16 protein-coding genes and 1 pseudogene are annotated in these 18,519 nt (G+C 59.5%); 13 read left to right on the top strand and 4 right to left on the bottom strand.

Annotated elements, in window-relative coordinates:
* Positions 1-12: 12 nt before the first annotated feature.
* The 10 genes and pseudogenes from C2846_RS09270 to C2846_RS09225 all read left to right on the top strand — a co-directional run bounded on the left by C2846_RS09270 (position 13) and on the right by C2846_RS09225 (position 12,986).
* A complete protein-coding gene (locus C2846_RS09270; protein WP_119701305.1) occupies positions 13-1,329 on the top strand; it encodes a DUF1329 domain-containing protein in 1,317 nt (438 codons plus the stop codon).
* A 147-nt stretch (positions 1,330-1,476) separates the two neighbouring features.
* A pseudogene (locus C2846_RS19115) lies at positions 1,477-1,803 on the top strand (PAS domain-containing protein); the annotation flags it as partial.
* A gap of 153 nt (positions 1,804-1,956) precedes the next feature.
* Positions 1,957-3,042: a methyl-accepting chemotaxis protein gene (locus C2846_RS09265; protein ID WP_420849037.1), complete on the top strand. Its 1,086-nt coding sequence runs from the start codon at positions 1,957-1,959 to the stop codon at positions 3,040-3,042.
* Between the two features lie 130 nt (positions 3,043-3,172).
* The gene (locus C2846_RS09260; RefSeq protein ID WP_119701303.1) at positions 3,173-4,417 is read left to right on the top strand and encodes an efflux RND transporter periplasmic adaptor subunit; all 1,245 of its coding nucleotides are present in this window, start codon (positions 3,173-3,175) and stop codon (positions 4,415-4,417) included.
* Complete coding sequence (locus C2846_RS09255; protein ID WP_119701302.1) at positions 4,414-7,563, top strand: efflux RND transporter permease subunit; 3,150 nt, start codon at positions 4,414-4,416, stop codon at positions 7,561-7,563. The genes C2846_RS09260 and C2846_RS09255 overlap by 4 nt, the downstream gene beginning before the upstream one ends.
* 1,056 nt (positions 7,564-8,619) lie before the next feature.
* Entirely contained in the window at positions 8,620-9,381 is a 762-nt protein-coding gene (locus C2846_RS09245; protein WP_338067865.1) for a helix-turn-helix transcriptional regulator, read from the top strand.
* Between the two features lie 178 nt (positions 9,382-9,559).
* On the top strand, positions 9,560-10,660 hold the full coding sequence (locus C2846_RS09240) for a chemotaxis protein (protein ID WP_119701299.1): 1,101 nt from the start codon (positions 9,560-9,562) through the stop codon (positions 10,658-10,660).
* Positions 10,661-10,720: 60 nt separating this feature from the next.
* The gene (locus C2846_RS09235) at positions 10,721-12,364 is read left to right on the top strand and encodes a hypothetical protein (RefSeq protein ID WP_119701298.1); all 1,644 of its coding nucleotides are present in this window, start codon (positions 10,721-10,723) and stop codon (positions 12,362-12,364) included.
* 1 nt (position 12,365) lies between these two features.
* Entirely contained in the window at positions 12,366-12,629 is a 264-nt protein-coding gene (locus C2846_RS09230) for a YkgJ family cysteine cluster protein (protein ID WP_119701297.1), read from the top strand.
* A gap of 66 nt (positions 12,630-12,695) precedes the next feature.
* Entirely contained in the window at positions 12,696-12,986 is a 291-nt protein-coding gene (locus tag C2846_RS09225; protein WP_119701296.1) for a hypothetical protein, read from the top strand.
* 336 nt (positions 12,987-13,322) lie between these two features.
* On the opposite strand, the gene C2846_RS09220 is transcribed toward C2846_RS09225, so the two are convergent.
* The 3 genes from C2846_RS09220 to C2846_RS09210 form a co-directional block, all read right to left on the bottom strand.
* Entirely contained in the window at positions 13,323-13,607 is a 285-nt protein-coding gene (locus tag C2846_RS09220; RefSeq protein WP_080049195.1) for a metal-sensing transcriptional repressor, read from the bottom strand.
* 100 nt (positions 13,608-13,707) lie between these two features.
* On the bottom strand, positions 13,708-14,631 hold the full coding sequence (locus C2846_RS09215; protein ID WP_080049194.1) for an SPFH domain-containing protein: 924 nt from the start codon (positions 14,629-14,631) through the stop codon (positions 13,708-13,710).
* Between the two features lie 20 nt (positions 14,632-14,651).
* The gene (locus tag C2846_RS09210; RefSeq protein WP_080049193.1) at positions 14,652-15,131 is read right to left on the bottom strand and encodes an NfeD family protein; all 480 of its coding nucleotides are present in this window, start codon (positions 15,129-15,131) and stop codon (positions 14,652-14,654) included.
* Positions 15,132-15,461: 330 nt separating this feature from the next.
* Here C2846_RS09210 and C2846_RS09205 point away from each other — a divergent pair, with 330 nt between their 5' ends.
* The 3 genes from C2846_RS09205 to C2846_RS09195 all read left to right on the top strand — a co-directional run bounded on the left by C2846_RS09205 (position 15,462) and on the right by C2846_RS09195 (position 18,200).
* Positions 15,462-16,409 (top strand): triacylglycerol lipase, encoded by a 948-nt coding sequence (locus C2846_RS09205; RefSeq protein WP_119701295.1) that lies wholly within the window; start codon positions 15,462-15,464, stop codon positions 16,407-16,409.
* Between the two features lie 62 nt (positions 16,410-16,471).
* Complete coding sequence (locus C2846_RS09200) at positions 16,472-17,479, top strand: lipase secretion chaperone (RefSeq protein ID WP_119701294.1); 1,008 nt, start codon at positions 16,472-16,474, stop codon at positions 17,477-17,479.
* A gap of 79 nt (positions 17,480-17,558) precedes the next feature.
* Positions 17,559-18,200 carry a DUF3047 domain-containing protein gene (locus tag C2846_RS09195; protein WP_205890151.1) on the top strand — a complete coding sequence of 214 codons (642 nt, stop codon included), beginning with the start codon at positions 17,559-17,561 and terminating at the stop codon, positions 18,198-18,200.
* Here C2846_RS09195 and C2846_RS09190 read toward each other — a convergent pair.
* Entirely contained in the window at positions 18,175-18,519 is a 345-nt protein-coding gene (locus C2846_RS09190; protein WP_080049190.1) for a YdbL family probable chaperone protein, read from the bottom strand. The two genes, C2846_RS09195 and C2846_RS09190, sit on opposite strands and share 26 nt — an antisense overlap.

Here is an 18,519-nt window from a genome sequence, read left to right as displayed (position 1 = left end):
CGAGGACTGGACATGAACAACAAGACACTCACTCGCTGCACCCTGGCTCTGGGTCTGGCTGCTGCCCTCGGTAGCAGCCAAGCGCTGGCCGACGTGGTCGACAACAGCTTTTATCCCTATCGCGACAGCCAGCCCAGCCATCCGGGCCTGACGGCCGGCATGACCATCAACCAGGGCAATGTCGCGCAGTTCAAGGACATCATCGACCCGGCCTTCCTGAACTTTATCGAACAGGGCTGGGTCGAGCTGAAGGTTGGCGAAACCACCTCCTTCGACCTGCACCCCAACTATGTCGAAGCCACCCGCGCCGGCCTGGGCCAGGTCAGCCTTGGCACCAAGCCCGGCGAAATCAACGGCTGGCAGGCCGGACGGCCGTTTCCCGAAGAACCGGACGCGAACGATCCACGCGCGGGTGAAAAGCTGGCCTGGAACTACAAGTACGGCTACAACTGGGGCGACAGCGCCGCGATCATGCCCTTCTACTGGAAGTACCGGGACATGAACAGTGGCCGTGTCGAGCGGACCATCAAGTTCAACTTCCACTTCCTCAACTTCACCGGACGGGTCAACCAGGAGCCCAAACCGGCGATTACCCCCAACCCCTCGGAGCTGTTCCGTGGCATCTACGTACAGGTGCTCGAACCCCATGATGTGCGCAACACCCAGTTGCTGATTCACCGCGCCATGGACGACCTCAAGCGTGACAACTCCTGGCTGTACCTGGGCTTCCAGCGTCGGGTCCGGCGCCTGGCCACCGGTCAGGTGACCGACGCCTTCCTCGGCTCGGATCTGATGATCGAGGACTTCGAAGGCTACAACGGCCGGATCTCCGACATGAACTGGAGCTACAAGGGCACCCGTTACATGTTGATGCCGTTCTACAACCACAACGACCTGACTCTGGATAGCGAAACCCACAGCGACAGCGACGGCTATCAAGTGGTGGCCTTCGGTGGCCAGGGCGGCTGCTTCCCCAACATCACCTGGCAGTTGCGCAAGGTCTATGAGGTCGAGGCCGAGCCGGTCGATGGCAGCCACCCGCTGTCCAAGCGCACCCACTACATGGATGCGCAAACCTTCACCATCCCGCGTACCGTGGCCTATGACCGGCGTGGCAGCCTGTGGAAGACCTTCACCATCGGCCAGGCCCACCCCGACCATCACCTGCCCAAGAACAAGGGCAGCGGGGTATCGATCGATGACAGCTTCAGCATGATCGATGTTCAGGCCATGCACTGCACCACCGGCCAGTTCAAGGGCCAGGTCGACCCCAGCCTGAGCACGCCGGAGATGTTCAGCGTGCAGCACATGCGCGCCACCGGCAACTAACCCCCTTTGCTGCTCCTTGGGCCCGCGCAATGCGGGCCCCGTTTTTCCAAAACTGCGCTCCTGAATCAGTCATTGCGCCAGCACGCTACCTGGTACATCAGGCACGGCAGCACACTGGCTGAATAACAACAACACGCGAGGGTAAGGATGAGCCGCCATCAACCGCTGCCAAAGACCATCAACCACCAGCCTGCCCAATTGCTGGTCGTTACCGATACCGCCGGCCGGGTACTGCAGGCCAGCGACATGTTCTGCGCCGCCGCCGGGCTGAGTCCGGCCGAGCTGGTCGGTCAGCCGATTGCCCGACTGCGTCATCCCGACATGCCCAAGGGCCCGATCAAGGACCTGTGGGAGACTCTGGGCAAGGGCCAGTCCTGGATGGGCATGCTCAAGAACCGCCGCGCTGACGGCAGTGAATTCTGGGTTGATGCCTATATCAGCCCGATCACCGATAGCAACGGCCAGATTCTCGAGTATCAGGCCATCTACCATCTGCCTGACCCCATCACCATCGCCCGTACCCAGCGGATCTATCGTATTCGCGGCCAAGGCCGCCAGCCGCCGGAGCTACGCTGGGCCTGGCTGCGACCGGCACACTGGCAACTGCTGCTGGCAAGCCTGGGCTTCATGCCGCTGGTAGTGCTGGCGCTGCAACGGGGCGACCTGATCGGCGCGCTTTGTATTCTTGCCAGCCTGACAGCCGCCGGTCTGCTGTTGAGCTGGCATAACCGGGCCCTGGAACAGTTGACCGGCCATTGCCGAAAACTGCTTGCCCATCCGATCAAACAGTTGATCTACACTGGGCGGGCCGATGCCATTGGACAGATACAATTGTCACTGCGCCTGCTCGAAACCCGACTGGCGGTCATGGTCACCCGCTTCGGCGACAGCAATCAGCAGATCACCGGGCACGTCCAGACTGCCAATCATTTGCTCTCCAGCAGCCACCATGGCAGCCAGCAACAACAGGACAGCCTGGCGGCGATTGCCGCCGCCGTCGAACAGTTCAGCGCCACCATCCGCGAGGTTGCGGCCAATACCCGCGACGCCGCCCGGCTGGGCAGCGCCAACCGCACGGCCGGGCAACTTGGCCGCCAGCGCGCCGAAGATGCCCGGGCCAGCATTCGGGCCCTGGCCAGTGAGCTGGAGCAGGCCACTGTCGCAGTCGACAGTCTGAACCAGCACAGCCAGTCGATCGGGCGCATTCTCGAAGTGATCAGGGCGATTGCCGAGCAGACCAACCTGCTGGCGCTCAACGCGGCGATTGAAGCCGCCCGTGCTGGCGAGAATGGTCGCGGCTTCGCGGTGGTCGCCGACGAGGTCAGAACCCTGGCTCAACGTACCCAGGCTTCGACCGACGAAATCCAGCAGATGATCAGCACCCTGCAACAGGGCGCTGAAGCGGTGGTCACCGCCATGCACCGCGGGCAGAGCCATTCGCAGCAAAGCGTCGAGCATGTGAACGCCTGCCACGAGGCGCTGGGCAGCATCTGCGCCGGCATCGAACAGGGCGATGACCGCAACCAGCAGATCGCTGCCGCCAGCGACCAGCAGAGCCAGACCGCCAGCGAGATCAGCCAGCGCCTGCAACATATCCACCAGGTAGCCAGCACTACCCACCAACACCTGCTCGACACCCTGCAGGCTGGCGCAGCGGTTGGCCAGCAGGTCGAGCGTCAGCAGGGGTTGATTGCGCACCTGCAGCAGGCCTGACATTCACCCCGGCCACCATCGGCTAAAGTGATAGAGGCACATTCGGTAATACCCTGGGCACATCAGGGTATTGCCCCAACCCGGACCGGCAGGCTATACAGAGCGCACTTCTGTCCTGTCAGGATTGACCATGCGCAAGCGCCTCATACCCATACTAATAATCATTTTTGGCCTGGCGGTGTTTCTGCTGTTGCGCCTGACCCGTGATGTACCCGATCCGGTCGCCCCGCAAGAACGCAGCTGGCGCGTCGATGTGGTCGATATTCGCCCCGACACGTTCCAGCCAAGCCTGACCCTCTATGGCCAGATCGAATCACCGCTACGCTTTACCGTGGTCGCGCCCCTGGCCGGGCGGATCGCCGAGCTGCCGGTGCGCGATGGCCAGCAGGTTAGCGCCGGGGAATTGCTGGTGGCGCTGGATGAGGCCGATATTCTGCCGCGCCTGCAGCAGGCCCGGGCTGATCTGGCCGATGCCGAGGCCCAGCTGGCCAGTGAAGCGAGCATCCATAGCAATGATCGTCAGGCACTGGAGCTGGAAAAACGTATCCAGGGCAACGCCCAGAAGGCGCTGGAACGCATGCGCCAACTGGTTGAACGGCAACTGGCACCACACGCCGAACTGGACAATGCCGAGGATGTGCTTGAGCGCGCCGCACTGACCGTTGCCAACCGCCAGCGCAATATCGACAGCTACCCATCTCGGCGCGCCGCACTCCAAGCCCGGCTTGAACGGGCCAGAGCCACCCTGGAAAGCATGGAACGCGATGCCCAGCGCAGCCGGTTCAGTGCGCCCTTCGACGGCGTGGTCAGTCAGGTGCAGGTCGCGGTCGGCGATCAGGTCAATGCCAATGCCGCCCTGCTGGCCCTGTATCCACTGGACGGCCTGGAGCTGCGCGCCACTCTGCCGCAGACCCACAGCCAAGCCTACATCGACGCCCTGGCCCGAGGTGAGCGACTGCAAGCCCGCAGCCTGGAAACCCAGCCACCATTAACCCTGACCCTGGAGCGGATCGCCGGCCAGGCCGATCCACGCGGGGTCGACGCAATCTTTACTCTCGACCAGCCCACTGCGGCCCTGCGGGTCGGCAACCTGCTGGCAATCAGCGTCTCGCGCCCCAACCAGCCGGACAGTGTGGCCTTGCCCTACAGTGCACTCTACGGCAACGACACCATCTACGCGGTCAATGACCAGCGGCTGCAACGGATCCAGGTCGAGCGTCTGGGCGAAACCCATGGCCCGGACGGCGAACGCCGGGTACTGCTGCGCTCTCCCCAGTTGCAGGCCGGCATGCGCATCGTCGTCACCCACCTGCCCAACGCCATGCCGGGGCTGAAGGTCGATACCGGTGAAGCTGCCGTGGAGCCCGAGGCATGAGCCGCTCACGCAGCCCGATCGGCTTTTTCGTCCGCCACAAGGTCGCCGCCAACCTGCTGATGCTGGTGATGCTCGGCGGCGGCCTGATGGGCCTGTCGCGGATGAATATCCAGTTCTTCCCCACCTTCGCCCTCGACTTCGTTACCGTGCGGGTGGTCTGGAGCGGGGCCGCAGCCGAGGATATCGAGCAGGCCATCACCCTGCCGCTGGAGCAGCGCCTGCGCAGCCTGCAGAACCTCAAGTCGATGACCTCGACCTCAGCCCAGGGCATTTCCAGCATTACCCTGGAGTTCCATGAGGGCACCGATGCCATCGTCGCCCTGGACGATGCCCGGCAACTGGTCGATGAGTTCCGCAACCTGCCCGGTGATGCGGAAAAGCCCGAAGTGGTCCGGGTTGCACGTTATGACCCGGTGGCCAATTTGCTGATCTACGGCCCCTACGCCGACCATGAACTGCGCAGTCTGGCCTACCGCTTCGAGCGTGAGCTACTGGCCCGTGGCATCGACCGGATCGATATTCGCGGCCTGCCCGAGCAGCAGATCAGCATCGAAGTGCCCAACGCCCGCCTGCAGCAACTGGGCCTGTCGCTTGACCAGATCGCCGACCGGATCGCCGCCGAATCCCGTGACCTGCCGGCCGGGCAGGCCGGCGATCAGGACTCGGCCCGCGAGCTTCGGGCGATCGAACAGCGCCGCAGCCCCGAACAGTTCGCCGACCTGCCGCTGCAACCGGGCACCATCAATCACCTGCGCCTGGGCGATATCGCCGAGATCCGTCAGGAAGCCATGCGCAATCAGGTCAAGCTGCGCTACCAAGGCTATCCGGCTGTGGAACTGGCCTTGCAGCGGGCCGAAAACGGCAATTCGCTGACCTCGGCAAAGCTTCTCAATGACTGGCTCGACGAAGTCCGCCCGAGCCTGCCGCCAGGCCTTGAACTCAAGACCTACGACGAAGCCTGGCAACTGATCAATGACCGGGTCAGCCTGCTGATCAACAACGGGCTCGGCGGTCTGGTGCTGGTGTTGCTGCTGCTCTACCTGTTTCTGCCGGCGCGGGTCGCGCTGTGGGTCGCGGTCGGCATTCCCACCGCCTTTCTCGCTGCGCTCGGGGTGTTCTGGCTGATCGGCGGCTCGATCAACATGATCTCGCTGTTCGCCCTGATCATGGCGCTCGGGGTGATTGTCGATGACGCCATTGTGGTCGGTGAGGATGCCGATGCGCACTTTCGCAGCGGCGAAGACCCCGACTACGCTTCCGAGGGTGCAGCCAAGCGGATGTTCTGGCCGGTACTGGCCTCGTCACTGACCACCATCGCCGCGTTCATGCCGCTACTGATGGTCGGCGGGATCTTCGGCAACATCCTCGGTGACATCCCGACGGTGATGATCTGCATCCTGATCGCCTCGCTATTGGAATGCTTCGTGGTCCTGCCGCACCATTTGCGCAATGCCTTCAAACCAGCCCCGACCCTGCCCGGCAACGGCCGCTGGGCCCGGCTGATGAACCGGGTCGACAGTGTGCGACTGAGCTTCGATCAGCGTTTCGGACGTTTTCGTGATGGCCCGTTCCGCCGACTCTCGGCGCTGTCGCTGCGCCACCGTGGCGCAACGCTGGCCAGCGCGTTTGCCTGCGTGCTGCTGGCCTTCGGCCTGCTCAGCAGCGGACGGATCGGCTTCAGTTTCTTCCCGACCCCCGAGCCCCAGGTCCTGTACGCCAACGCCAGCTTTGTCGCCGGCACCCCACGGGCCGAAGTCGAGCGTTTTCTCGAACATCTGCAGGACAGTCTCAACGCCACCGAACAGGCGCTGGGCGGCAACCTGATCGCCACGGCGGTGGTCCGCCAGGGTGAGGTGATCGGCGCGGCCGGCACCGGGCGTCAGGGCGATCAGCTTGGTTCGATCCTGGTCGAGCTGGTCTCCCCAGACCACCGCACCGTACGCAACCAGCAGTTCATCCGCGCCTGGCGCGAACGTATCCGTCTGCCGGCCGGTATCGACCGCCTCAGCATCAACGAGCGCATTGCCGGGCCACCGGGCAAGGACATCAATGTACGCCTGACCGGCGAAACGCCGGAACAACTTAAGGAAGCCGCCGACGCACTGGGGGTGATGCTTGCTTCGATCGAAGGCGTAGTCAGCACTGAGGACGACATGGCCTGGGGCCGCGAACAACTGGTCTATCGGCTGACACCCTACGGCCAGGCTCTGGGGTTGAGCACCCAGAGCCTGGGCCGGCAACTGCGCGCCGCCTACGACGGTCGTCTGGCCCAGATCTACCAGCAGCAGTCCGACGAGATCGAAGTCAGGGTTCAGTTGCCCCGCGCCGAACGCGAACAACTGGCCAGCCTCAGCGACCTGAGCATCCGCCTGGACGACGGCCGTTTCGTGCCCTTGAGTCAGGTAGCCCAGTTCTCCACCCGCCAGGGGTTTGAAGCCCTGCGCCACGCCGAAGGCCGGCTGGCTGTCGAAGTCAGCGCCGATCTCGACCCGACCCAGACCACTGCTGGCCAGGTACTGGAAGCCCTGACACCGGTCCTACCGGAGCTGGCAGGGCGCCACAACGTGCGCTACAGCTTCGAAGGTCGCTCCGCCGACCAGCGCGAGACCTTCGCCGACATGCGCACTGGCCTGCTGGTCGGGCTGCTGCTGATGTACGCGGTACTGGTCTGGGTGTTCTCGTCCTGGAGCACCCCACTGATCGTCATGGCGGTGATCCCGCTGGCGCTGGTCGGGGCCCTGTTCGGGCACTGGGTGATGGGCCTGAACCTGACCATTCTGTCGCTGTTCGGTCTGTTCGGCCTGTCCGGCATCGTGGTCAACAACTCGATCATTCTCACCAGCTTCTACCAGCTCCAGCGCAAACGCGGGCTGGCGGTCAACGAAGCGCTCAATGAAGCGGTAGTCCAACGGTTGCGCGCAGTGCTGCTGACCTCGCTGACCACCATCGGCGGGCTGACACCGCTGCTGTTCGAGAAGTCGCTGCAGGCCCAGTTCCTGATCCCGATGGCCACTTCAATCGCCTTCGGTCTGGGCTTCTCAACTCTGCTGGTACTACTGGTGATTCCGGCCTTGCTGTCGGTACTGGAGAGCCACTGGCAGCGCCGCAGTGAAATGGATGGGGCAAAAGAAACGGGTCCGGCCTGATGGCCGGACCCGTTATGCAGAGGGCTTAGGGAAACACTGATTAAATCAGTTGCTCGAAGATTGGTGATTGGTGCCTGACCTGGGTAGCGTCGCGCGCCTGCGCGATGCTGGAACCGGCAGATAGCACGGTGTTACCGGTTTGATCTGTGTTTGCCTAATGATTTGATGCAGTCACGGACCCGCCACCGGATTACCTAGCCAACTGCGCGACACACATTGTCGCCCCATGCATGCATACTCGATCCTATCAGATAGACGGAGAGTCACTGCATGCCGATTCCGCCGCCCCCACAAACTTTTATCTGTCAGGCTTGTAGCTGGAAGAAAACCACACTACCAGCCAGTGACTGCCTGATGCAAGGCGTCAACTGGTACTTCTGCTGCCCAAAGTGTGGTGACGCCCAGCTTACTCGCAGACCGGCAGGGCGGGTAGAGACCATGAAGGCGCGGCTGGATGAATTTCTCCAACACAGCGACTAACGAACAAATCCCCTGAAAGGAGCTGACACCATGCTGAAGAATATTTTTGCCTGTATCGGTCTGGCTGTCGTGGCCAAAGCAGCCTTTGAGCACTACTGCGAGTATCAGGTGCTGAAACGTGAAAAAGAGCAACGCAGCACCACTTAATGGCGCGACTCAGCTTGTCGCCTTTCTGTTGAATAATCTCAATAACTGACTGCTGAGTTTGCCTAGCAGGCGACAGGCCAGCATAGGCGCTTGCCAAAAAATTCAATTATAGCGATTATTTGACATTATTTTGATGCCAATTTAATGGCTTTTCCGGCAGGATTACAGGGTAGTTCAGCGATGCTTGATACAAGGGATACGTTACTCAGACTGTTTGCTTTACTACGGCTAATCCCGCAACAGCCCAAGTTTATTGCATCAACCACATTGCAGGAAAAGCTCACGGAACAGGGCTTTGACGTTGACCTACGTACTGTACAGCGTGACCTGAACCGGCTATCCATACCCTTCGCTCTGATCAGCCACAAGGAACCTTCTGGGCGCTACCAATGGAGTCTGACCCAAAATGCCCCTCTCGACCTTAGAAGCATGGAGCCCTCGACTGCACTGGCCTTGGTCCTGGCCGAAAGCCACCTGAAAAACCTGCTGCCACAGGCCGTACTGGACCTGCTTACCCCACAATTCAACAAGGCCCGGGGCTATCTGGACAACAACGGTCAGAACGGCCTTGCACACTGGGCACAGAGAGTACGCGCCCATCCCAATGGCAAAGCCCTCCTACCGGCCCCCGTACAGCCTCACGCCTGGGCACAGGTTTCCACCGCCCTGCTTGAACGCAAGCAGCTCAGGATCAATTACCTAAGCCGCAGCAAGGCAGAACAAAAACAACTGCTCATCCATCCTGCCGGGCTGATTTCCCGTCATTCCATCAGCTACCTGCTCGGCACCGTAGACGGCTACAGCGATACCCGCCAGTTTGCCCTGCACCGTATTCAACAGGCCGAATGCCTGGAAACCTCAGCCCAACATGAGCAGCCTCTTGATATCGATGACTACCTCAACGGCGGCGGCTTCAACAGCTCGGGCCCGGTCGAACAGGTTGAACTGATTGCCGACGTTTCCCCGCAGATCGCCTGGCTGTTGAACGAGACACCACTGAGCCCAAACCAGACCCTGGAGCCCCTGCCTGATACTGACTGGCGACGTTTGAAAGCCATGGTGCCTGATGACCAGGAAACGCTGTGGTGGGTGTTTGGGTTGGGGGAGAATGTGCGAGTTTGGGGGCCGGATAGCTGGATGCAGGCCATTAGAGAAAAGATCGCCAGGCTGGAGAAGCTGTATGCGCGATAAGCTCACAGCTCAGCCTGAACTCGCCCGCTGGCGGGCACAACCCTTTCGAACTTTATTATCGCTCCAGCAGGACTGTACTTGCTGGGACCGTCACACACCTGCTTCACACGGCTCATTTCTGCCGCTCAACAGCCATTTACCTATCCTGAATTTTTTCCACCAACAGAGGTAACAAACAATGCCACTCCCTCTCATCATTGGTGCTGCGGCACTTGCCACTGCCGCCTACGGTGCCAAAAAAGGCTACGACGGCTATCAGAAGCATTCGGAAGCCGACGAAATCGTCAAAAGCGCCCAGCACCGCTATGACCGAAAAAAATCCATCTTCGACGACCAGGAGAAGGAAACCACACATGCCCTCGAAATGCTGGGAAGACGGCAACTCGACATCGGCAAGAACCTCGGCGAATTCAAAACCCTTGCCGACAAGCTCTTGCAGCAGCTGAACGCAGATCGCCAGAACAAGCTGGAAATCCATATTCCCAGACATGAGCTACAACGCATCGAGAACTACAGCTACACCGCCGTTGGGGTACTAGGTTCCGCCGCTGGCGCCGGTCTGGCTGGCGCAGCGGCTGGATTTGCCGTATACGGCGGCGTAATGACCCTCGGCGCAGCCTCCACAGGCACCGCCATTTCCTCACTGGCTGGCGCCGCTGCCACCAAAGCGACCCTGGCCGCCATTGGCGGCGGCTCACTGGCAACCGGCGGACTGGGCATCGCCGGGGGCACAGCCATCCTCGGTGCAGCAGTAGCGGCTCCGGTATTGGCTATTGCCGGTTGGGCCTATAACAGCCATGGTGAAGAGGCGCTCAGAAACGCGCACAAGGCAAGCCGGGAAGTCGATGCGGCGGTCGAAAAACTGGCCCGAGCCGTCAAGCAGCTTGCCGCCACCGAGAGCTATGCCCGCAAGATCAAACTGACGCTGCTGTCCATCTTCGATCAGTTCTCTCTGTACTTCGACAGTCTAAAGGACATCGACAACTTCCTGGAGGACGTAAAAGGTCGCAACGTAGACATCGATGCAGCCCTGAGTAGCTTCAACGATGAAATCATCAGGATCATCGAAAACGGCTTTGCCCTGGCGACCATTCTGGTCGACGTAATCACTACGCCTCTTTTCAAAGCCAAGAAAGAGGGCGCGGAAATCGTAAAAGATCAAAATGGCTTGCCCATCATGGAAACGGATGCAGATGGCTCCATGATCCTCAACGAGCTAGAGCTGGATAAGTCCCTGTTTGAAGCCGATGGCAGAGCTAGCGCTATCGAAAGTGCTTGATGCTTAGGAAGGGGGACACCCCCTTCCTTTGTTTCCGACTCACTGCATGGTAGACCCAACATGAAGACAACGGCCACCCAATATCCATGGACCGAAGAGCTCGAAAGAACCGTGGTCCACAGCCTTGCCACGAGCTTCGGCCTCGACTTTCTCCTGTTCAAGGACAAGGTCGGCGGCGAAGTGGATACTATCAACAACGCTCGCCAGGGTATTTGGGCCAGTGGCAAGGAGAAACAACGTTACGAAAATCGAGAACCCTATGACTCGGATAAGTATCACGATAAATATGTAGAGAAAAAAGATAGCATTTATAAAAAAACTGGAGAAAATGATAAGATTTCTCAACAAAAGGGCATGCTACACGACGCCTATCGAGATACCACGATGGCACGTAATGATCCGCGCGACCTTGATCACGTCATCAGCGCCAAAGAAATACATAATGACCCTGGCCGCGTTCTGGCCGAACTGGATGGCGTAGAGCTGGCCAACCAAAGCAGTAACCTGCAATCCACTCACCAGAGTATCAACAGGTCAATGGGTGAAACTTCCATTGATGATTATCTGGCCAAACTTCCGGAACTGATCGAAAACCATGAAAAGAGCCTGGCCGGCCACCAAAAGCGGCTTGCCAGCATGCCCCGCGACACACCTGCGCAACAGCATGAGGCGCGCCAACTGGAAGACAAGATCAGAAAAAAGGAGGAAAAAATAAAAGCCCTCAAGTCCGTAGACTCCGAGGCGATGCGGCAACGGGACAAAGAGGCCCGAGAGCCCTACAACCAACAGATCAACCAGAAGTACTACACCAGCAGCAAATTCTGGAAACAGACTGCCGGCGCATCCGCCGTGGCTGGACTGAACATGGGAACACGGCAAATGCTGGGCCTGATAATGGCCGAAGCCTGGTTCGAACTACGGGAACAACTCCCCAAGACGCTGGAAAAACTGAAGACCAACTTCGGCCTCGACGCCTTCATGACAAGCATGCAGCAAACCTTGCAAGGCATATGGCAGCGCATCAAGTTACGCTTCAAGGACTTCCTGACCAGCTTCAAGGATGGTGCCTTCGCCGGCATCCTCGGCAGCGCTACGACCACCTTGTTCAATGTTTTCGCCACTACTCAGAAAATGGCAATCAAGATTATCCGGGAGCTGTGGGGCAGCTTGGTAAAGGCGGTCAAGCTGCTGATCTTCAACCCGCAGCAGTTGCCCTTCGTCGACCTCTGCAAAGCCGTGACGGCCATACTTTCAGTCGGTGCCGCCACAGTTGCAGGCACGATGATCTATACCCAGCTACTCCCCCTGTGCAATTTTCCATTCGGTAGCGAGTTGGCCTCTTTCGCCAGTGCCCTGGTAACAGGCCTGATCACCTTGGGGCTCAACTATTTCCTGCTCTACAGTCGCCTGGCCGACAAAGTCTGGGCATTCGTCGACGCCCTCATGCCACATGCTAGCAGCGTGCGAAAATTTCAGGCGATCAATGCGGAACTGGATCGCTACCTGACCGAGCTTGGCCGCATAGAACTCAATCTGGATGCAGATGAGCTCGCTGAGTTTGCCCAGCAGCTGGCTAGCTGCAATGACGAACTGCAACGCGGCCTGCTGCTCAAGGAAGAAATCGCCAAGCGCGACATTGAACTTCCTTATAAGATTGGCAACAGCGCTAGCACCCGAAAATGGCTAGCATCACTGGTTAAATGACATGCGCGCCTTCCCCTGCAACCAATGCGGCCTGTGCTGCCAGCGCGTTAATCTGGCTGAAGAAACACGCTACCTGGATCGCGGTGACGGCACCTGTCGGCACTACGATAACGCTAGCAAAGGATGCAGTATTTACGCCAAACGCCCGGATATCTGCCGGGTGGATCGGCAATATAAACTCCACTACGCCAAACATTACACTTGGGATGAGTTCATAGCTCTAAACCTTAAAGTTTGCGAGCTATTACAAAAGGGCACACCATAACCACCTCAGAGCAAAAGAAAAAAATATCGCAAACCAAGCCCCCACAGAAAAATTACAGGCAACGACATGAGCAATGAAAAAGAAGATTTTAGAAAAAAGCTATACTTTGATCTAAAGGAGGCCGTGAATGACATATCATTTTCTTGTGGCGCAAAAGAAAAGACCTTTGCCGGAGCAAAGCTCTTAGGAAAAACACTATTCAACACCACATTATTTTTGGGAACAGAGATAGTTAAGAACGCACCAAAAACCATTGCATCTCAACTCGAAAGCAACTTAGAGAAAAACCCAAATATCGACCCCGAAAGAAGAAAAAAGATGGAAGCTTTTATTGAAAAACACAAACCAAAAGATTGAACCAGAGAGTCCCTTAAAACTACCTGTGCTGGCAATACTGCGTTAAGCCGGCGACCACCGCCGCATGGCCAGCAATATGGCAAATCTTGCTGCGCGAAGCCATCCTGATTAAATTTATACGCCAAAGTCAATCATGCGACCAATTTCCGTGCATTGATCGTTTCTGCATAGCTGCGCTGGAAGCTCGCCAACCTGAGCATCTTCTAATCCCCAGGGGAGGGGCGTGTGCCTGCGCGACACAGGACGACCCTGCAACACTGCACTATCCCGCAGTTTCAGCATCGCGCGGACGCGCGACGCTACCTAGCGTCAAGCCCCGATTAAATCAGAGCATCCTCAAGTGTATTTGATAAACAACTTGCGCACCCGCTCCACCGCCTCAGCGGTGTCCTGACCGGGCTCCTGCAAGGTTTCCTCGATCAGACAGGTCAGCAGCATGCGATAGGCCTTGTCCAGGGCGCTGCGTGAGGCGGAGAACTGCTGGGCAATCGCTTCGCAGGACTCTCCGCGCCGAATCATCGCCTGGATGCCGCGAATCTGGCCTTCAACCCTGGCCAGACGCATCAGCATAGCCTTTTGCCGAGCCTCAGCGGCTTCATCCGCCACTAAAGTTGCTTGCATCGGTCTCTATCCTCATTAAAACGTCCATATCGTGAGGCAGTGTAAGGCGAAAGACGGTTCTGCGTCACGCCCAGATGGGAAAGCTTTTCATTTTCACCAATTACGAGGCCTTGGCAGCTTCCAGGGTCTTGGTGATTGCGGCCACCGCCGAACCAATGTTGCTCAGCTCTGCCGGCAGGATCATGGTGTTGTTGGTCTTGGCCAGGTTGCCGAATTCACGTACATACTGTTCGGCCACGCGCAACGCTACCGCATCCTTGCCACCCTCGGAGGTAATCGCTTCGGCTACCCGGCGCAGGCCCAGGGCCGTTGCTTCAGCGATCAACTCAATCTCGCGAGCCTTACCTTCGGCTTCGTTGATCTGGCGCAGTTTGTCCGCCTCGGACAGGTTGATGGTTTCCTGCTTGATACCTTCAGACACGTTGATCTTGGCCTGACGTTCACCTTCGGACTGGGCCACCACCGCACGACGCTCCCGCTCGGCGCGCATCTGCTTCTCCAGCGCATCGAGAATGGTCGCCGGCAGTTCGATATCGGCGATCTCATAACGCATCACCTTCACGCCCCATTGCTTGGCTGCTTCATCCAGCGCATGCACCACCTGCACGTTGATCGCGTCACGCTCTTCGAAGGTCTTGTCCAGATCGATCTTGCCGACCACCGAACGCAGGGTAGTCTGGGCCAGTTGCATGGCCGCATAGCGGTAGTCGTTGATACCGTAGCTGGCATCCTTGGGATCGATCACTTGCAGGTAGATCACCCCGTTGACCACCACCTGGATGTTGTCCTTGGTCACACAGGCCTGACGCGGTACGTCGATGGCCTCTTCCTTGAGGGTGTGCTTGTAGGCGATCCGGTCAACGAAAGGGATCAGCAGGTGAAAGCCGGCATCCAGGGTCTTGACGTACTTGCCCAGACGCTCGACCACATAGGCCGAACGCTGCGGCACGATCTGCGCGGTCTTGACGACCGTGATGATGACCAGCGCCAAAAACGCAAGGGAAATAATGGTTGCAATATCCATGCTTTAACTCCGTATTGAGACTACTTGGGGGTGTTGGTATCGGTTTGCTGGGTGCTGACCTTGAGGACAATGCCGTGGTGACTGATGACCCAGGCGGCATCTCCGGCCTTGAGCGGTTCACTGGACTCGGCATCCCATTTGGCTCCGTTGAGCGAGACCTGGCCCACGCCCTGGACAAAATCGGCCAGCACGGTGACACGCGCGCCAACATAGCCGGAGTTGTCCAGATCGGTCTTGGCCTTGTCGGAGCTGGCACCGATCAGCCAGCGTTGAAAGCGCCGACGCAGACCAAACAGCATGGCCAGACTGATCAGCGAGAACAGGGTGATCTGGGCCGACAGCCCTTCAATGATCCCCAGCAGGGTCAGAACTCCGACAATCAGCGCGCCCAGGCCAAAGAAAGCCGCGATCAGCCCCGGGACGAAGAATTCGGAAATCAGCAGGGCGAACCCCAGTAGCAGCCAGAAGGCATACCCGTTGACATAACTGCTCAGCAGCATGATGACATCCTTGCATTAACGGTGGCAGGCAAAGCCTGAGAGTCTACCAGATTGCCCCGGCTCGGGGGCGCTCAATCGGGTTTGCGGAACCCGTTCACAGTTTCACTGCTGACATGCCCAAGATCTGAATTACCGTTCATCGGATTCATCCGGACAATATCCGGATGCCAGAGCCCGCGACCAATTGGTCACTTTTCAGCCGCCAAGGTCAACCCAACTCAACCCTGCGCCGCGCCTTCAATTCAGTACCCGGCCTGACTATGCTCCCGGACAGCCTCTGTGATGCAGTCAGAGACACAACAACAATAAAACCGCACAAGGACTCGCATTATGCGCAACAAGACTCGGCTCTCGCTCGCCCTCGGGCTGGCCACTACGCTGGGCATCAGCACCCAGGCCCAGGCCTTCCTGTTCGGCTCCTCGAACTACACCAAGACCCAGTACCCGATCGTCCTGACCCACGGCATGCTCGGCTTCGACAGCCTGCTCGGGGTCGACTACTGGTACGGCATTCCCTCTGCCCTGCGTAAAGACGGTGCCACTGTCTACGTCACCGAAGTCAGTCAGCTCGACACTTCCGAAGCCCGGGGCGAACAACTGCTGACCCAGGTCGAGGAAATCGTCGCCATCAGCGGCAAACCCAAGGTCAACCTGTTCGGCCACAGTCATGGTGGGCCCACCATCCGCTACGTCGCCGCCGTGCGCCCGGATCTGGTCGCCTCGGTCACCAGCATCGGCGCGCCGCACAAAGGTTCGGCCGCCGCCGACTTCATCCGCCAGGTGCCGGAAGACTCGGCCAGCGAAGCGATCCTGGCCGGGATCGTCAACGGTCTGGGGGCGCTGATCAACTTCCTCTCCGGTAGCAGTTCGGACACCCCACAGAACTCGCTGGGCACGCTGGAGTCGCTGAACTCCGAAGGCGCCGCGCGGTTCAACGCCCGCTTCCCCCAAGGGGTGCCGACCAGTGCCTGCGGCGAGGGTGATTACGTGGTCAATGGCGTGCGCTATTACTCCTGGAGCGGCACCAGCCCGCTGACCAACATACTCGACCCTTCCGATCTGTTGCTCGGCGCCACCTCCCTGACCTTCGGCTTCGAGGCCAACGATGGTCTGGTCGGACGCTGCAGCTCCCGGCTGGGTATGGTGATCCGCGACAACTACCGGATGAACCACCTGGATGAGGTGAACCAGACCTTCGGGCTGACCAGCATATTCGAGACCAGCCCGGTATCGGTCTATCGCCAGCAAGCCAATCGCCTGAAGAACGTCGGGCTCTGAAATAGGCTCTACAACCAGACAGGACTGGCCCTCAGGGGCCAGTCACAGGTACCGATATCGACATGAAGCCACTGATTTATCTGCCTTTGCTACTCGGCCTGGGCCTGCTCGGCTGGCACCTGAGCACACCGACACCCAGCCCATCCAGCCTTTCATCAAAGCCGCCACAAGCCAGCAGTGAACAACCCGCCACAACGCCTTTGAACCAGCCCCGTCCGGTCACTCGCAGCACCGACCAGAACCTGCCCGCCTCACTGCGCGATACCGAAATCGATGGTCAACTGGAAGTCGATGCCCAGGGCAATCTGGTGATTACCGACCAGCTGCGTCACCTGTTCGACTATTTCTTCAGCACCGTCGGCGAACAGTCATTCGAGCAGGCCAGCAGCGGTATCCGCGACTATCTGGCCAGCCAGCTGCATGAACCGGCTCTGGGTCAGGCCCTGGATCTGCTGGATCGCTATATCGACTACAAGACTGAGCTGGTGGAACTGGAGCGACGCTTCCCGATGGTGACCGAGCTGGACGGCCTGCGCGCCCGAGAAGATGCCGTACAGCGCCTGCGCGCCAGCCTGTTCAACGCGCAGGAGCATGCCGCCTTCTTCGCCAGCGAAGAGGTCTATAACCAGTTCACTCTTGAGCGTTTGGCGATACTGCACGATCCGTCGCTGGATCCGCAGGACAAGGCCGAACGGATCGAGCGGCTGCGCGAAGGGCTGCCCGAAGAGTTGCAACAGTTGCTGGTACCGCAATTGCATCTGACCCTGCGCCAGCAGACCCAGCAGTTGCTGGAGCAAGGTGCCGAGCCGGAGCAGCTACGCCAGCTGCGCCTGAACCTGGTCGGTCCCCAGGCAACCGAGCGACTGGAAGCGCTGGACCGCCAGCGCAGCGAATGGGATCAGCGCCTGAGCGGGTTCAATCGCGAGCGTCAGGCGATCATCAGCCAGCCGGGGCTGGCCGACAGCGACAAGCAGGCCGCGATTGAGGCCCTGCTGCACGAGCAGTTCAGCGAGCATGAGCGGCTCAGGGTCAGTAGTCTGCTCGAACTCGATAGCCGCGCCGAACGCTAGGAAGCCTCTGAGAAACTACCTGCGTTGGCAATATGGCGGCCTACCGGTCATCATCAACCTGATGATTTCGGAGGCCGTCATGCCAATTCTGCTGCTGCTCGGCGCACTGCTGGCCGGCCCGGTCTGGGCCGAGCGCAGCTATCCGCCGCACGAAATACTGACCTGGCAACAACGCAGTTTTGCCGGGCTGACCGACTATCGACTGGTTGCCGACCAGTTGCCACCCCGGCTGCATGCACGCTGCGACAACAGTGCCTCGGCCCTGTATCTGCGCCAGCGCATCGACCTGGAGCAAACACCGATTCTGGAGTGGTCTTGGGGCGTGGATCAGGTATTTGCAGGGACCAACGAGCGTAGCAAAGCCGGCGATGATTACCCGGTCCGGCTGTACGTGGTCATTGATGGCGGCTTGCGCCCCTGGCGCACCCGGGCGGTCAACTACGTCTGGTCCAGCCACCAGCCAATTGGCAGTCACTGGCCCAACGCCTTTACCCGGCAAGCCATGATGCTGGCGCTACGCAGTGGTCCGGCCTCCCAGCCGGGCGAACTGGTGAGCGAGCAGCGCAACGTGCGTGAGGATTTTCTCGCCCTGCACGGCCAGGCGCCGCGCCATATCGACGGGCTGGCGATCATGACCGATTGTGACAACAGCGGTCAGCCAACCCAAGGCTGGTACGGCACCATCCGCTGGCGGGCTACTTCTTCATCCACACCCCGTTGAGCATGATGTATTGCCCGGCCGGCGTGCGCTCAATCGCCTTCTTGCCGGCCATCGACTCTACATCGCGCAGTTGGATGCCATTGTCGTTGGCCAGTTTCTGGTACTCGGCCCGACGTGCCTGGTTGATCTGTCGGGCGATTTCCGCTGCGTTGCCGCCGGGCGTCACCACCCCCAGATAGCCGTCAGGCTGCTCGCCCAACTGACCAGCCGCCTTGGCCGCCGGCAAGGCACCCATGGCATCATTCAGACTCATGGCCCATACCGGCGAACTCAGCAGCAATGCCAGCAGCAGACCCAGATTACGGAACGTCATACGCAT

The sequence above is a fragment of the Pseudomonas jilinensis genome, assembly GCF_003586265.1.
Taxonomy (GTDB): Bacteria; Pseudomonadota; Gammaproteobacteria; order Pseudomonadales; family Pseudomonadaceae; genus Halopseudomonas; species Halopseudomonas phragmitis.
Note: the sequence above shows the minus strand (reverse complement) of the source record. Positions and strands in the feature narration are given on the sequence as shown.

Bases quoted from the DNA above. Each gene is read 5' to 3' on its own strand.
- C2846_RS09190 (WP_080049190.1), bottom strand. From the start codon at position 18,519: ATGCGTATGACGTTCCGTAATCTGGGTCTGCTGCTGGCATTGCTGCTG.
- C2846_RS09220 (WP_080049195.1), bottom strand. From the start codon at position 13,607: ATGCAAGCAACTTTAGTGGCGGATGAAGCCGCTGAGGCTCGGCAAAAG.
- C2846_RS09260 (WP_119701303.1), top strand. From the start codon at position 3,173: ATGCGCAAGCGCCTCATACCCATACTAATAATCATTTTTGGCCTGGCG.
- C2846_RS09245 (WP_338067865.1), top strand. From the start codon at position 8,620: ATGGAGCCCTCGACTGCACTGGCCTTGGTCCTGGCCGAAAGCCACCTG.
- C2846_RS09270 (WP_119701305.1), top strand. From the start codon at position 13: ATGAACAACAAGACACTCACTCGCTGCACCCTGGCTCTGGGTCTGGCT.
- C2846_RS09210 (WP_080049193.1), bottom strand. From the start codon at position 15,131: ATGCTGCTGAGCAGTTATGTCAACGGGTATGCCTTCTGGCTGCTACTG.
- C2846_RS09215 (WP_080049194.1), bottom strand. From the start codon at position 14,631: ATGGATATTGCAACCATTATTTCCCTTGCGTTTTTGGCGCTGGTCATC.
- C2846_RS09200 (WP_119701294.1), top strand. From the start codon at position 16,472: ATGAAGCCACTGATTTATCTGCCTTTGCTACTCGGCCTGGGCCTGCTC.
- C2846_RS09240 (WP_119701299.1), top strand. From the start codon at position 9,560: ATGCCACTCCCTCTCATCATTGGTGCTGCGGCACTTGCCACTGCCGCC.
- C2846_RS09195 (WP_205890151.1), top strand. From the start codon at position 17,559: ATGCCAATTCTGCTGCTGCTCGGCGCACTGCTGGCCGGCCCGGTCTGG.
- C2846_RS09230 (WP_119701297.1), top strand. From the start codon at position 12,366: ATGCGCGCCTTCCCCTGCAACCAATGCGGCCTGTGCTGCCAGCGCGTT.
- C2846_RS09265 (WP_420849037.1), top strand. From the start codon at position 1,957: ATGCCGCTGGTAGTGCTGGCGCTGCAACGGGGCGACCTGATCGGCGCG.
- C2846_RS09205 (WP_119701295.1), top strand. From the start codon at position 15,462: ATGCGCAACAAGACTCGGCTCTCGCTCGCCCTCGGGCTGGCCACTACG.
- C2846_RS09235 (WP_119701298.1), top strand. From the start codon at position 10,721: ATGAAGACAACGGCCACCCAATATCCATGGACCGAAGAGCTCGAAAGA.
- C2846_RS09255 (WP_119701302.1), top strand. From the start codon at position 4,414: ATGAGCCGCTCACGCAGCCCGATCGGCTTTTTCGTCCGCCACAAGGTC.
- C2846_RS09225 (WP_119701296.1), top strand. From the start codon at position 12,696: ATGAGCAATGAAAAAGAAGATTTTAGAAAAAAGCTATACTTTGATCTA.